This window comes from Devosia sp., assembly GCF_035944845.1.
Taxonomy (GTDB): domain Bacteria; phylum Pseudomonadota; class Alphaproteobacteria; order Rhizobiales; family Devosiaceae; genus Devosia_A.
On record NZ_DASZAW010000094.1, the window covers coordinates 1 to 13,523 of the forward strand.

General features: G+C 67.3%; 11 protein-coding genes. 8 read left to right on the plus strand and 3 right to left on the minus strand.

What is annotated here, in order from left to right; genetic code table 11:
- Positions 1-383 precede the first annotated feature (383 nt).
- Entirely contained in the window at positions 384-2,033 is a 1,650-nt protein-coding gene (locus tag VGV07_RS18825) for a GMC family oxidoreductase (protein WP_326870264.1), read from the minus strand.
- Positions 2,034-2,502: 469 nt separating this feature from the next.
- Between VGV07_RS18825 and VGV07_RS18830 the strand changes: the two genes are divergently transcribed.
- The 6 genes from VGV07_RS18830 to VGV07_RS18855 all read left to right on the plus strand — a co-directional run bounded on the left by VGV07_RS18830 (position 2,503) and on the right by VGV07_RS18855 (position 8,164).
- The gene (locus VGV07_RS18830; protein WP_326870265.1) at positions 2,503-3,774 is read left to right on the plus strand and encodes an extracellular solute-binding protein; all 1,272 of its coding nucleotides are present in this window, start codon (positions 2,503-2,505) and stop codon (positions 3,772-3,774) included.
- A 214-nt stretch (positions 3,775-3,988) separates the two neighbouring features.
- On the plus strand, positions 3,989-4,876 hold the full coding sequence (locus VGV07_RS18835) for a sugar ABC transporter permease (RefSeq protein ID WP_326870274.1): 888 nt from the start codon (positions 3,989-3,991) through the stop codon (positions 4,874-4,876).
- The gene (locus tag VGV07_RS18840; protein WP_326870266.1) at positions 4,873-5,703 is read left to right on the plus strand and encodes a carbohydrate ABC transporter permease; all 831 of its coding nucleotides are present in this window, start codon (positions 4,873-4,875) and stop codon (positions 5,701-5,703) included. Before VGV07_RS18835 ends, VGV07_RS18840 begins: the two co-directional genes overlap by 4 nt.
- A gap of 52 nt (positions 5,704-5,755) precedes the next feature.
- Positions 5,756-6,691 (plus strand): sugar phosphate isomerase/epimerase, encoded by a 936-nt coding sequence (locus VGV07_RS18845; RefSeq protein WP_326870267.1) that lies wholly within the window; start codon positions 5,756-5,758, stop codon positions 6,689-6,691.
- Positions 6,688-7,488: a TIM barrel protein gene (locus tag VGV07_RS18850; RefSeq protein WP_326870268.1), complete on the plus strand. Its 801-nt coding sequence runs from the start codon at positions 6,688-6,690 to the stop codon at positions 7,486-7,488. Before VGV07_RS18845 ends, VGV07_RS18850 begins: the two co-directional genes overlap by 4 nt.
- A gap of 280 nt (positions 7,489-7,768) precedes the next feature.
- Entirely contained in the window at positions 7,769-8,164 is a 396-nt protein-coding gene (locus VGV07_RS18855; protein WP_326870269.1) for a YciI family protein, read from the plus strand.
- A 265-nt stretch (positions 8,165-8,429) separates the two neighbouring features.
- On the opposite strand, the gene VGV07_RS18860 is transcribed toward VGV07_RS18855, so the two are convergent.
- On the minus strand, positions 8,430-11,393 hold the full coding sequence (locus VGV07_RS18860; RefSeq protein WP_326870270.1) for an ATP-binding protein: 2,964 nt from the start codon (positions 11,391-11,393) through the stop codon (positions 8,430-8,432).
- A gap of 206 nt (positions 11,394-11,599) precedes the next feature.
- Between VGV07_RS18860 and VGV07_RS18865 the strand changes: the two genes are divergently transcribed.
- Together VGV07_RS18865 and VGV07_RS18870 are read left to right on the plus strand one after the other, a co-directional pair.
- The gene (locus VGV07_RS18865) at positions 11,600-11,857 is read left to right on the plus strand and encodes a hypothetical protein (RefSeq protein WP_326870271.1); all 258 of its coding nucleotides are present in this window, start codon (positions 11,600-11,602) and stop codon (positions 11,855-11,857) included.
- 233 nt (positions 11,858-12,090) lie between these two features.
- Positions 12,091-12,291: a hypothetical protein gene (locus VGV07_RS18870; RefSeq protein WP_326870272.1), complete on the plus strand. Its 201-nt coding sequence runs from the start codon at positions 12,091-12,093 to the stop codon at positions 12,289-12,291.
- 316 nt (positions 12,292-12,607) lie between these two features.
- Here the strand turns inward: VGV07_RS18870 and VGV07_RS18875 are convergent, their stop codons facing one another.
- On the minus strand, positions 12,608-13,216 hold the full coding sequence (locus VGV07_RS18875) for an SH3 domain-containing protein (protein WP_326870273.1): 609 nt from the start codon (positions 13,214-13,216) through the stop codon (positions 12,608-12,610).
- Positions 13,217-13,523 lie beyond the last annotated feature (307 nt).

The window sequence follows — 13,523 nt, forward strand, 5'->3', positions numbered from 1 at the left end:
AGCTCACCCGCATCCGCTACGTCGGGCTGCTCAAGGCCAGTGCTCAGGTTACCCTGAGCGCCATCGCCTTCAACCTCAGGCGATGGGCTGCCATCACGGCCTAGCCACGTCCGGTGACCGCCAAAACACTGCCCAGACCCAGTACTGAGCAGCCAAATCCCGACCGAACCGCCGCACAGTCCAAGCCTACAGCTCAACCTCCAACCGCCGCCTACTGCGCAACAGCCCCCTCAGGGGAGAAGGTGGCCGAAGGCCGGTTGAGGGGTGAAGCGGCGCCATGCGCGCTCGCTGAGAAACTGAACCCCTCACCCTAGTTCCGCTATGGACCTAGCGGTCCTAAGCTCCACTACCCTCTCCCCTCAGGGGAGAGGGGGGCGCGGGCCTCAACTCGCGCTGCGCAACTCCTCCGCCAGTGCCCGGCATGCCCGAACCGTCATCGCCATGATGGTCAGCGTCGTGCCCGAGACGCCGCCGCCGGGGAAGGCGCTGGCGTCGGTGACGAGGAGGTTGGGCACATCCCAGCTGCGGTTGTGGCGGTCGAGCACCGAATCCGCCTGATCCGGTCCCATGCGCGCGCCGCCCGCCTCGTGAATGGCGGCGCCCATCACCATGGTTTTCCTGAACGATGCGCGGAAGGCGAGCCGGCTGAGCGGATCGGCATCGGGGTAGGCGCCGCGGCCCATTTCCGTAAGGCCCAAAGGCGAGCCGACATATTCGAGCTCGCCGCCGACGCCCGTGATGGTTTCGACCAACGCCGCGGTCTCGCGCTGCAGCGTGTCGACGTCCTCGGGGCCGATCTTGCAGCGAATATGGGCGATCGGTATGCCCCAGGCATCCTTGCGGCGCGGGTTGAGGGTGATGCGGTTATCGGGGTCGGGCGCCATCACGCCATAGCCGAAAAAGCTGAGCCGGGCCGGGCTGTCGGGGGCGGTGCGGCTGCGGCCGATCGAGCCCTGGTAGGCAAAATCGGTGCTGGCCGTGCCGTCCTTGCCGACGAAGCGGGGCAGGTAGACGCCGCCCGAGGGGCGATAGAAAGGGTCGGCCGGCGCCGTATCGGCAGTGGACCAGCCCTTGGCGGCGGGGAAGCTGCCGGCAGCGACGGCAGGCAGCTGATCGACGAAATAGCGCCCGAGCAGCCCGGAACTGTTGCCGAGCCCGTCGGGGTGGCGGTCGGAGGCGGAGTTGAGCAGCAGCCGGATGCTCTCGACCGGCGAGGCGCAGATAACGACGGCGCGGGCGTTGAGTACCTGTACCTTGCCGGTCTGCGTATCGATGGCCTCGACGCCGGTGGCGCGGCTGCCGCTGGCGTCGGTCAGCACTTTGCGGGCGATGGTATTGTAGCGGATATCGAGCCGGCCCGAGGCGATGGCGTCGCGCAGGGGGCGCAGCACGCGGGTCGGCTCGGGGCCGATATAGCGCCAGGTGACGACCCGGCGCTCGGGCCACCTGGCTTCGACAGCCGCCTTGAACTGCTGCTCCGGTCCGGTCAGCTCGGCGCGGTGCGTGTAGAGGCTGTCGGGCAGGGTGGGGACATTGTCGGGCTGGCCATAGAGCCCGAGCGAGCGCTCGACCTCGTCGTAGAACGGGGCGAGCTCGGCATAATCGATCGGCCAGTCGACGCCCTTGCCGGTGCGGCTCCTGACTTTGAAATCGTCATCGGTCCAGCGCAGCAGCACGCGCCCGAAGGTGTGGGTGCGGCCACCGGCCTGGCGGGCGCGGATCCAGACGAAGGGCGCATCTTTGGGGGTGGAGTAGGGGTGCTTGATGTCGTTGACGAACAGGTGCCGCATGCGGCCATCGAAGAACGCCGCCCGGGCCTGCACCCCCTGTCCAAGAAGCGTCGCCTTGGCGCGCTGCCACAGGTTGATATCGCTCTGGCGCGGCGTGTTGGCGGCGTCGAAATCGGCCGGCCCGATCTCGGGCCCCGCCTCGAGCTGCAGCACGCGGAGCCCCTGCGCCGTCAGCTCCTCTGCTGCAAACATCCCTGAGGCGCCCGAGCCGATGATCAGCGCGTCGTAGGTGGCATCAGCCATGGTTGGAAGTGCTCCGTTTGAACAAAATTGGGCCGGAAAGACCACCGGCCTCTCAGTGCTCCTCCACCGCGGAGCGGGGGAGGGGATGAGGCCGGAGGCCTCACCCCGGGGGGACCGCCGAAGGCGGTGGAGGGGGCGGCAGGAAGCGCCGGTATGTGCGGTCGCCCCCTCCACCAGCTTCGCTGGTCCCCCTCCCCCGTTTCACGGTGGAGGAGCACTGAGAGGCCGGTGCGCCCATCCCCCGACGACGACTAACCAATCCGTGCCAAGGGCTTAGCGCGTCCGGCCCGCTGTCGCTCGCAACTGCCCATCTCATGTGCACAAATCCCGCTTGCGTAGAAAATCAGCATATGCAACCAATAGCGTTATGGCAATCGATTGCCAAGCCTAACCGGTGTCTCGAGGGAAGACGTCTACACGGCGCCCACGGACACGCGTGCCCACCCATCATCAGCTCGGGGAAACAGGTATGATGTCCACCAATCGCGTAGCCAGGAGGGCAGTCCTTGTCGGCGCCTCCGCCCTGGCCGTGTCGTTCGGCCTAGCCGCCACTGCCCATGCCCAGACGATCGACGATGCTCCGGCGAGCGGGGTGCTGCAGCTGTGGATCGGCGGCGCCGAGGGCGAGAAGCTGCCGAGCTTCCTCGCCGAGTTCGAGCAGGCCAACCCCGAGCTCAAGGTCGAGATCACCCAGATCCCGTCCGACCAGTTCGATGCCAAGCTGTTGACCGCGATTGCCGCCGGCACGGTGCCCGACCTGGTGCGGCTCTATTCGCAGAGCCAGGCGAGCCTGATGGCGACCGGGGCGTTTGCCGCAGTGCCCGAGGGCCTGGTCAGCGCCGACGATTTCTTCCCCGGCGCCTATGCCACCAACGTCAAGGCCGGCGTTGCCTACGGCGTGCCGATGGATGCCTATGCCACGATGTTCCAGTATCGCAAGGACCTTGCCGACAAGGCCGGGCTCGGCGCGCCCAAGACCTGGGACGAGATGAAGGCCTTCGCCAAGGCGATGCAGGGGCAGGGCGCCACCTGGGGGCTGGGCATGGATATCGGCTACGATATCTACAATGCCCAGGGCCTCAACGAGTATGTGCACCAGAACGGCGGCAGCTTCATCAGCGCCGACGGCACGCAATGGACCATCAATTCCGACGCCAATGTCGCGGCGCTCGACTACTGGGGCTCGTTCTTTTCCGAGGGGCTCGCCTCGCCCGATGGCCCGAAATTCCTCGATACCGTGCCGTGGTTCACCTCCAACGAGATCGCCGGCAAGGATATCGGCCCCTGGTTCGAGCAGTGGCTGGTCGATGCCAATGGGCGCGAGTGGGTCAATGCCAACCTCGCCACGGCGACCATGCCGGCCGGCCCCGCCGGGAGCGTGTCGGCGCTCGGCTCGGGCAGCCTCGCCGTGCTGAAGGACGGCAAGAACCCGACCGCCGCCTGGAAGCTGGTGCGCTACATGACCAAGCCCGAAACGCAGGTCGCCTGGTACAAGTATTTCGGCAGCCTCCCCGCCGTGAAGGCCGCCTGGGACGATCCGGCGATCGCCGCCAACGGGTTGCTCAACGCCCAGCGCGAGGCCCTGCAGACCGCCGTCGACGTGCCGCAGGTTTCCACCTGGAACCAGGTCGGCACCTATCTCGGCCAGCAGATGGAACTGGTGGCGCGCGGCCAGGCGACGGCCAAGCAGGTGCTCGACGATGTGCAGGCCTTTGCGGAGGGGGCTGGGCTGGGGGATTGAGGCTTTTCTGAGGTGGTCACCGGCCTCTCCGTGATCCTCCCCCGCGTTGCGGGGGAGGGGGACCAGCGAAGCTGGTGGAGGGGGCGGCCAAACCATCGGCTCTTCATGCCCCCTCCACCGCCTTCGGCGGTCCCCCTCCCCCGCCACGCGGGGGAGGATCACGGAGAGTGCAGTGCCTCGATCAATACCATCTCGGAGAACTCTGTTGGCCACCATGGACACAAGGCGCGGATCGTCGTGGCAAACTGCCACGGCCTGGCTGTTCGTCGCGCCATTCCTCGCGATTTTCCTCGTGTTCACCGCCATCCCGGCGCTGGTGGCGCTGGTCTATAGTTTCACCGATATGGGGGTGGCCGATATCCGGCGGCCGTTCGAGGTGGATTTCACCTTCCTCGATACCTTTGCCCGCGTGCTCGGCAATGCGGGGTTCCTCAAGTCGCTGTGGACCACCGGCATCTTCATCGTCATCGGCGTGCCCTTGACGATGGCGATCGGGCTGATCCTCGCCTTGGCGCTGAACAGCGGCATCAGGAAGCTGCGTGCGGTCTACCGTTCGGCCTTCTACCTGCCTGTGATCACCAACATCGTCGCCGCCGCGGTGATCTGGCAATACGCCTTCACCCTGAAGGGGCCGGTCAACACCTTCCTCGGCTCCATCGGGCTCCTCGGCCCCAACTGGCTGGGCGACCCCAACATGGCGATCGGCACGGTGATCCTGCTCACCACCTGGCGCAATGTCGGCACCTGCATGGTGCTGTTTCTCGCGGGGCTGCAGGCCATCCCCGAGGATGTCTACGAGGCGGCGGCGATCGACGGGGCTTCGGCCTGGCGCCGGTTCCTCTCCATGACGCTGCCGCTGTTGAAGCCGGCGACCGTGCTGGTGAGCGTCCTCATGACGGTCTCCTACATGAACATTTTCGATGAGCCGTATCTGCTCACCAAAGGCGGGCCGCTGGGCTCGACCAAGTCGGTGGCGCTCTGGGTCTACGAGCAGTTCGGGCACGGCAATATCGCCGCGGCGATGGCCGGTTCCTACGTGATGCTGGCGATCGTGGTGCTGCTGGGCATCCTGCAATTGCGCCTCCTGAGGGCCTGGCGATGAGCGGCAAGCATTCGTGGCGCACCGCATTGCTTTACGCCGCGCTGACCCTCGTCGCCGTCATCGTGCTCATGCCCTTCGCCTGGGTGCTGTTCGGCGCCTTCAAGACGCAGGGCGAGATCATGGCGGCGCCGGGCGCCTGGCTGCCGCAGGATTTCTCCAACCTCGCCAATTTCACCGAGCTGTTCGAGCGCCGGCAGTTCGGCACCTATATGGGCAACTCGCTTGTTGTCTCCGCCTTCACCGTCGCCTCGAACGTCTTGTTCAGCTCGCTCGCCGGCTATGCGCTGGCAAAGCTGCCGTTCAAGGGCAGCAAGCTGGTGTTCGGGTGCATCCTTGCAGCGATGATGATCCCCTATATCGCGCTGTTCGTGCCGCAGTTCTTCATCATCGTGCAGTTCGGGCTGGTCAATACTCTGGCCGGCATCATCCTGCCGATCGCGGTGATGCCGATTGCGGTGTTCATCATGCGCCAGTTCGCGGATTCGGTGCCTGATGAACTGCTCGAAGCCGCCCGGCTCGATGGCGCCGGCGAATTCCGGATCTTTTTCGGCATCTTCCTGCCGCTGGTCGGGCCGGCGATCGCGACGGTCGCGATCATCACCTTCCTCAACTCGTGGAATTACTTCCTGTGGCCGCTGATCGTGGCGCAGGACCAGGGCACCTATACCCTGCCGGTCGGCCTCGCCGTCGCCAGCCAGGCGGCGCGCTCGATCGACTATGGCCTGCTGCTCGCCGGCGCCATCGTGGTGCTGCTGCCGGTGCTGATCCTGTTCCTGTTTTTGCAAAAGTACTTCGTGCGCGGCGTTGCCGTGACGGGGCTCAAGTAAGCCCGCGCTGCACCCCTTCCCATCCCCAATTCAATCCAGCGGAGATAACCCCATGGCCAGCCGGCTCGCGACCGATATCATCACCTTCTACCATCCTCGCTTCTGGGGCCTCGCGAGCGAGGCGGAGCTCGGCAGCTGGGCGGCGGCCAATCTCGACAGGTTCTGGAGCACGGTGCTCGACGCGCTCGCCGAAGCCGGCGTCAGCGGGTTGGAGCTGACCTTCAACCCCGGCAGCATCGACAATGTGCTGAAAAGCTTCGGCAGCGCCAAAGCCTTCCGGGCCGAACTCGAAAGCCGCGGGCTCGAGGTGGTCAGCGCCTTCATGGCCGATGCGCCGGCCTGGAGTGCTGACGCTGACCTCGGCGCCATCGTCGCCGATGCCGAGCGGCGCGCCGCCTTCATCGCCGAGGCCGGCGGCGAGCTGCTGGTCACCGGGCTGCCGATGCGGAAGACCCGCGGCGAGCGGCCGCCGATGTTCATCGACGCGGCGTTCATGGCCGAGATGGCCGGCATCGCCCATGCGGTGGGCGAGGCGATCAGCCAGGCCGGCATCAAGCTGGCGCTCCACACCGAATCCAACAGCGCGCTGTGGTACGAGCGCGATATCGAGCTGTTCATGGCCTATACCGACCCGCGCTACGTCTGGCTCTGCCCGGACAGCTGCCACATCACGCTCGGCGGCGGCGATCCCGTGCGGGTGGCGCGCCGGCACGACCAGCGCATCATCCTCGCGCACTGGAAGGATGCCGTCGGCCCTATCGACACCGACCTCGTGATCGACCACACGATCTACAGCCAACAGCAGCGCTACATGGCCGATTTCGGCGCCGGCATGGTCGATTGGCAGGCCTGGTCGGACGCGATGCTCGCGACCCCCGGCCGGGATATCGTGCTGCTCGAACTCGATGCGGCGAGCGACCCGGTGGCGGCGCTCAAAGCCGGGCGGGCGGTGGTCGAGGCGGTGCGGGCCAAGAGCTCGAGCAAGTGATCGACTTCTCCGTCTCGATCGAGCTGGCCTTCGGCGAGGGCGGGCGCAGTTTCCCCGACCGGGTGCGGGCGGCGGCCGCTGCCGGCTTTACGGCGGTCGAGATCTGGGATTGGCGTGACAAGCCGCTGGCGCAACTCGGCGCGGCGCTGCGCGACACCGGCACGAAACTCGAAACGCTCTGCGTGGAAGACTGGCGCGACAAATGCCAGCTGGCGGCGCCGGCCGAGCATGCCGAGTTCGTCCGCCGGGTGCTTGAGACGGCAAGAGTGGCGGTGGAGCTGGGGTGCCCGAAGCTGGTGGTGCTCGCCGGCGACCGCATTGCCGGCGTGGCGCTGGAAGCTCAGCTCGCCGCCGCGCATGATGCGCTGGCGCAGGCGTCCGACGCCATTGCCGGCCTGCCGGTCGAACTGCTGGTCGAGGTGGTGAACCGAGAGTTCGAGGGGCCGAACGCGCTGCTGCAGGATTCCTTGAGCGCGCTCACCCTGCTGCGCCGCCTCGGCCGCCCGAACCTGCGGTTCCTCTACGACCGCTACCACGCCATCCTCAATGGCGAACCGCGCGGCTGGGCCATCGAGGGCAATATGAGCCTCGTCGGCCACATCCAGGCCGCCGACCTCCCCGGCCGGCACGAGTTCGGGGCAGGGACCCACGATTGGGCGGCAGAGCTCTGCTGGCTCGAGCAGGCGGGCTATGCCGGCTATATCGGCATCGAGGCGACACCGCTGGGGCCGAGCGAGGCGCTGTACGAGGGCGCAACGGCGGTGCTGCGACGGGCGATCCGGCAGGGTGCCGGTTGACACCGGGCCGCACATAACCCGTTCAACCTGATCCTCGAAGCCGGGCCGTAGGGCGGGGCTATCACATAAGTACACCGCACTCCCGGTGCTCCTCCACCGTGTAACGGGGGAGGGGGACCGCCGAAGGCGGTGGAGGGGGCGGCGGGAGGCGCCGATGTTTGGGGCCGCCCCCTCCACCAGCTCCGCTGGTCCCCCTCCCCCGCTGCGCGGTGGAGGACCCTGAGAGGCCGGTGCCTCCTTATGCGATTACCCTGCGGCCGCGTGGGGGAAGGGGCAGCAGTTGCAAGGGAACGACGGCGCTGCCGGTCGCGTTACCGAGCGTGGGGCGCGAGCCGAGGAGCAGCAGATGCCGAAATTCGTGACGATCGGGTATGGCGACGAAGCCGGCTACCAGCGGACGCCGGAAAGCGTGCGCGAAGCGGCGCATCAGCACGATGCAAAGCTGGTGGCCAGCGGTGCGCAGATGGGCATTGCCGGCAAGCCGGTGCAGGTGCGCAACCCGGATGACCGGGGCGTCGAAACCACGTCCGGCCCCTATCTGCGGGCTGCCCTGCCGATCGCGGGGTTTGGCATCCTCGAGGCCGAGAGCCTCGAGGCGGCGATCGAACTGGCGTCGAAATCGCCCTGCGCCGTAGCGCACGGGGTGATCGAGGTCTGGCCGCTGGTCGAGGGATAACTGGGATCAGAGGATGAGTTGAAGCACGGCGGGTGCGCCATCAACCTGCCCTCTGGAAGGTGGTCGTTCTGTCCGTGGTGGAAATCGGCAACCTCGGTGGCTATCCCCTCATCCGGCCCTTCGGGCCACCTTCTCCCCGACGGGGAGAAGAATACTGCGGCATCGGCGATCACCTCTATTCCTCTCCCCGTCGGGGAGAGGGTGGATCGGCCGGAGGCCGAGACGGGTGAGGGGTTGGTGGCCGCTACGCGGGCAGCGAACCGCCCTAATGCCTCACCTCGCCTGCGGCGCTGGCCGCTTCGATGGCCTGCACCTCGCTCCAGCCGGCGCCTTCGGCCATTCTGTCACTGAGGCGGGCAGGCGACAGTTGCCGCGCCAGTTCGGCGACGAGGCGCTGGTGGGTGACCTGTTCGGTCCATTCGCGGCTGGCGCTGCCTTTGGTATAGAACGCTTCGGTAAAGCCCAGGAGCCGGGCCGCAAGCTCGGCCTCGCCTTCGAGGGCGGCGACCAGCGCCAGGTGTTCGCTGGCGCGCACGATGGCCCCAGGCCAGGCAAGGGCCCGCGCTTCGCGCAGGCTCTCGCCGGCGGCCTGGCGCGCCAGGGCGGTGTTGCCATCGGACAGCAGGTACGAGGCGAGGTTGGCGAGGCCAAGGGTGGCCTGCCGCCGGTTATGATCGGTGCCGCCGAGCATGCGCCGGATGCCATCGATGGCGCTTGCCACCTCGCCGGCAATGAAATCCATTTCGGCCAGCGCGATCTGCGCGCTGGCGACCCCGCGGATATCGCCGACGCTGTGGCACACCGCCATGGATCGGCCGATCAGGGTGCGCGCCGCCTGGATGTCGCCGCCGAGATAGGCCGCCACTCCCTTGGAGCGAAGGCAGCTGGCCAGCGGCTTGGTGGGCCCGAGCGGCTCGAGCACCTTCAGCGCATCCTCGAGATAGGGCAGCGCCTTGCCGATGGTTTCCATGGTCAGCAGCGCCGCGCCGGCGCGGCCAAGGGCTTCGCCGAGATCGAGCATCCGGTCGGCGGAGCGGAACAGCTGCACCGCCTGGTCGGCATAGGAAAACCCCGACGCGTCGCCATGCGCGCTGTTCGAGGTCCGGGCCAGGTGGAGACGCGCCGCGATGGCCGGCGGCGCGGTTTCATCGATGCGCTGCATCGCCAGTTCGCTCCAGCGCCCGCGCTCGCGGAACAGCGACAGTTCATCCCAGAGCCGGATGTTGAGCGTCGCCAGCGCTACGCCGAGCGCCGCGTCGCCCTCCCGGCCGAAGGCCCATTCGAGCGCGGCGCGCACATTGTCGAGTTCCGGCTCGTAGCGACCGAGCCAGGTGAGGGTGGGCGTTCTCGGCCAGGTGTCGCCGGCCTCGGTGAACCGCTCGACCAGGTAATCGGCGAGCTGCCGCTGCCGGCCCGGCTCACCGATTTCGCGCTGCTTGTCGAGCGCATAGCTGCGCGTCGTCTCGAGCAGCCGGTAGCGCGGCTCGGCCGCTGTCACGTCGACCGCCACCAGCGACTTTTCCACCAGCGAGGAGAGCAGATCAAACACCTGATCCTCGGCGATCGGCGCGCCGCTCGCGACCCGCATGGCCGACGCCAGCGTACAGCCGCCGGCGAACACGGCCAGCCGGCGCAGCAGCGCCTGCTCCTCGGGCTCGAGCAGATCGTAGCTCCAGTCTAGCATGCCGCGGAGGGTCTGGTGGTGCTTCGGACCCGCCCGACTGGAGCGACGCAGCGTCAGGAAAGAGGCACTGAGATTGGCGGCCAGCCAGTCGGGGCCCATCATCTTGAGCCGCCCGACCGCCAGTTCGATGGCCAGCGGGATGCCGTCGACCTGCCTGCAGATGCTGGCAATGGCCGGGGTATTGGCGTCATCGAGGGTAAAACCCTCGACAATGGCGGCGGCGCGATCGACGAAGAGCTGCACGGCGCTGAAGTTGACCGCGGCCGTCGGGCTGATCGCCTCGATGCGATCGGGATAATCGAGACCGGGCACCCGATAGAGGCTTTCACCCGATACCGACAGGCTCTCGCGACTGGTGACGAGGATAGAGACATCGGGGCAGGCGCCGAGCAGCATCTCGACCAGCTTTGCCGAGGCCGCGACGAGGTGCTCGCAATTGTCGAGGATGAGCAGCACTTCGCGCTGGTTGAGATGCGCGATGGCGCTCGCGACCGCCGGCCGGTCGCCAGCTACGGGCACGCCCAGTGCGCCGCACAGGGCTTCGCCGATGAGGTTGGGATCGGCGATAGAGGCCAGTTCGACCAGCCAGACGCCATCGGCATAGCCGCCGGCGAGCCGGAAGCCGGTTTCGACCGCCATGCGGGTCTTGCCCGCGCCGCCGGGGCCGGTGAGCGTCACCAGCCTGTAGCGGTTGAGGCGGGCGAGCACGTCCTCCACCTCCCGGTCGCGACCGACCAGCGAGGTCAGCTGGCGCGGCAGGTTGTGCGCCAGCTGGGTGCGGCCGAGCGGCTGCTCGCGGACCTCGGCCACCTGATCTGCCGCCGGCCCTGACGTGACCCGCAGCAGCGCCCTGGTCTCTTCTGCCGGCTCGACCCCCAGTTCGCGCGCGAGGATATCGCGACAGCGCTGGTATTGCCGCACGGCGAGGGCGCGTTGCCCGGCGGCGAGGTGGAGCCGGATCAGGGCACGATGCCCGGCCTCGGCCAACGGATCGACATCGAGCAGGCGCACGGCGACCGGCTCGGCCGCGTCGTGCCGGCCCGCCCGCTCATAGGCGGTGAGCAGCCACTCGAAGCGTTTGATCGCCAGCGCCCTCAGTTCCGCCCGTCGGGCCTCGAGCCAGTTCTGGCCGAGCGGATCGCGAATGCTCAGGCCCTCGAGGAATTCGCCGCGGTACTGCGCGACCGCGCGCTCGAGCTCGGCGACCGCGCTATCGGCCCCGACGGCCAGCAGCGCTGCGACATCCGAGTGCACGGCGCCGGGGACAAATTCGAGCCTTTCGCGATCCACCTGCAGCGCTTTGTCGATGGGCGAGCGCCGCAGCACGGCGAGGGTCTGGCGCAGGCTCTGGCGTGCCTGGGCCTCGCCGCGCTCGCTCCACAGCAGCGCCGCAATCTCTTCGCGGCTGCCGCTCTGGCGGGGGCGCAGTACCAGCCATGACAGCAGAAGTCGTGCCGTCCTGAGCCTGAGATCGACTACACGCTCATCCTCGAGCCGTACTTCGAAGGGCCCCAGCAGATCCAGATACAGGTCGGGCGAAGTCACAGGCCGGGTTTGCTCACTGCTCTAACGACAAGCAAGCCTAGCAGATGAAACAATAAATCACGAGAAAATCACGTAACATTTGAACCGGCATCACGGGGCATTTGCGCCCGGGGGCTAGTTTTCGAAGAGTTTGGTCGGCGCGGCTGATGCGAGGCGCCGGCGACGACATGGGTATTGCCGGTCGCTGCGGCTCGGAGGAGGCGTGAATGGGTGATTTTACCTTTCAGGTGGCGCGCTATATCGGGGCAAGCGGTGGCGTGGCTTTCGCCAAACCGGTGCGCGCCATTGCCGCGCACCCGATCGCGGCAGCCGAACGGGTGATGCGGACGCGGCTTTATCTGTTGGGCGAGCCGGAAAACATCGTCGCGGAGGTTTCCTATCTCAACGACGACGGCGACGAAGAGCGGGTGCTGCTCTATCACGACGGCCCGATCGCCGGCGAGGCCAAGTCGGCATCGCGCTAGGGCGCGTGCCCACGAACAAGGAATGATCCAGCCGGCGCTTGGGTGGCCGCAAGCAGCCGGCTGGCGGCCCGGCGCAACAAGGGCTCGGTCCGGCTTTGGACGCTAGGCTGTGGCGCGTGAGGCGAGCGTTACGACACCGATTTCCAGGCGGACGAGCCATGCCGCACCTGCTTTTGCATGTGGCTCGCCGGCCTTTTCAAACCACCCGCGGCAGACGTGATGGAGTTCGTTCGATGGCCAAACCGAAATATCCGATAGAGCGCGGCAAGTGGCTCTGGGTGCTGACGAAAACCACCGGGATTTCGGAGGAACCCGATGGCCGGGGCCTGCACCACGTGACGGTGCAACTGCCCAACGGCAACCTCGAAACCATGCCGTACAACCCATCCAAGATGCGGGCCGACGAGGTGCTGGGCCAATTCCACAGCCCGTGACGGCCGAGCCGCAGATGTAGCGGCGGGCCGCGAAAGCGCCGGGAACCCTCCCTCCCGGCGCTTTCTGTTTGGCTCGGCTGCGGCCTACCACACCGCCCCCTCTCTGGCGAAAACTAAGGACTTAGCTTTCGCTAAGCCCAAGTTTTCGCTTTCTCCCCCGCCAAGGGGGAGAGTCCCGACTGATGCTCCAGGGGAGTTGGAGGACACGGATCTTCTCCCCCTTGGCGGGGGAGAATGGAATTTCTTGGGCTTAGCTTCTTGGCTAAGCCTTAGAAATTCCAAGAGAGGGGGCCCTGGAGGGCACGATAGCTCCGCCTCAGTCCTCCCCCTCGAGCCGGCGGCAGGTCTCGGCCGTCTGGCGGTCGGAGCCATAGTCGTAAATGGCGTTGCGGTCGTTCGGGCCGTCATAGCGTTGGGCGTCCCGCATCCACAGCAGTTCGGCGCTCGCAACATCCCTGTCGCGGCCGGCCTTGACGTCGGCGCGCCGGTTGAAGGTGACGAGGCAGACCAGTTCGCCGCCGTCGTCGCGCGGCGCGAACAAATCGAACAGGCGGCCGCCGCGTCGGCTGAACCCCAGATCGGAAGCCCGGCCGATCAGCCGCGGGTAGCCGTCGTCGCCACTGTCACCGCGATCATCGCGATCGGCCGCCGCGGCGCGCCCGCCCGGCGCATTGTAATAGTCGGCGGGGTTGCCGTTGTCGGCGAGGAGGTTGGCCGACACCCAGCCGCCCGAGATCCGGCACCAGCCGGCTTCCGCGCACGCGCTGACCGTGACATTGTCGCCTTGCGCGAGCTTGCCGACCACCGGGTAATTGACGCCGGGGCCGGAGCGGATATTGGCACCGCTGATCGCCTCGGCCGCGGGGGCGCTGCCGGCGATGACACCGGCAAGCATAAGGGATCCGAACAGGAAGAGAGTTTTCATCAGCGCGTCCTTGGTGGTGACGTGGCCCCGCTGCACGTTTCAACTGCCGAGGTCGGCAGGAAGTTCCATCGCCCATAGTTGCCGCGCCGGCTTGCGGTTCTCCCGGGGCGTTGCTCATGTTGCCTCGGCGATTGCCAGCGCCCGGATTGCGTATGTGCCCGCCAAAGCCCCCTTGCATGTTGATTCTCGCCGACTCGTAGCAGGTTCGGTGATCCCCGGTCGGTGGCCGCCGGCCGGGGATCGGATGGGCGGGACCGTCACCCCCTGGGCATAGCACCGTAAGAGAGCTTGGTCCGTTCGTCCGTGT

What these genes read in the sequence shown, in the direction of transcription:
- VGV07_RS18825 (WP_326870264.1), bottom strand. Translation starts at nt 2,033, where the DNA reads ATGGCTGATGCCACCTACGACGCGCTGATCATCGGCTCGGGCGCCTCA.
- VGV07_RS18835 (WP_326870274.1), top strand. Translation starts at nt 3,989, where the DNA reads ATGGACACAAGGCGCGGATCGTCGTGGCAAACTGCCACGGCCTGGCTG.
- VGV07_RS18845 (WP_326870267.1), top strand. Translation starts at nt 5,756, where the DNA reads ATGGCCAGCCGGCTCGCGACCGATATCATCACCTTCTACCATCCTCGC.
- VGV07_RS18865 (WP_326870271.1), top strand. Translation starts at nt 11,600, where the DNA reads ATGGGTGATTTTACCTTTCAGGTGGCGCGCTATATCGGGGCAAGCGGT.
- VGV07_RS18830 (WP_326870265.1), top strand. Translation starts at nt 2,503, where the DNA reads ATGATGTCCACCAATCGCGTAGCCAGGAGGGCAGTCCTTGTCGGCGCC.
- VGV07_RS18875 (WP_326870273.1), bottom strand. Translation starts at nt 13,216, where the DNA reads ATGAAAACTCTCTTCCTGTTCGGATCCCTTATGCTTGCCGGTGTCATC.
- VGV07_RS18840 (WP_326870266.1), top strand. Translation starts at nt 4,873, where the DNA reads ATGAGCGGCAAGCATTCGTGGCGCACCGCATTGCTTTACGCCGCGCTG.
- VGV07_RS18870 (WP_326870272.1), top strand. Translation starts at nt 12,091, where the DNA reads ATGGCCAAACCGAAATATCCGATAGAGCGCGGCAAGTGGCTCTGGGTG.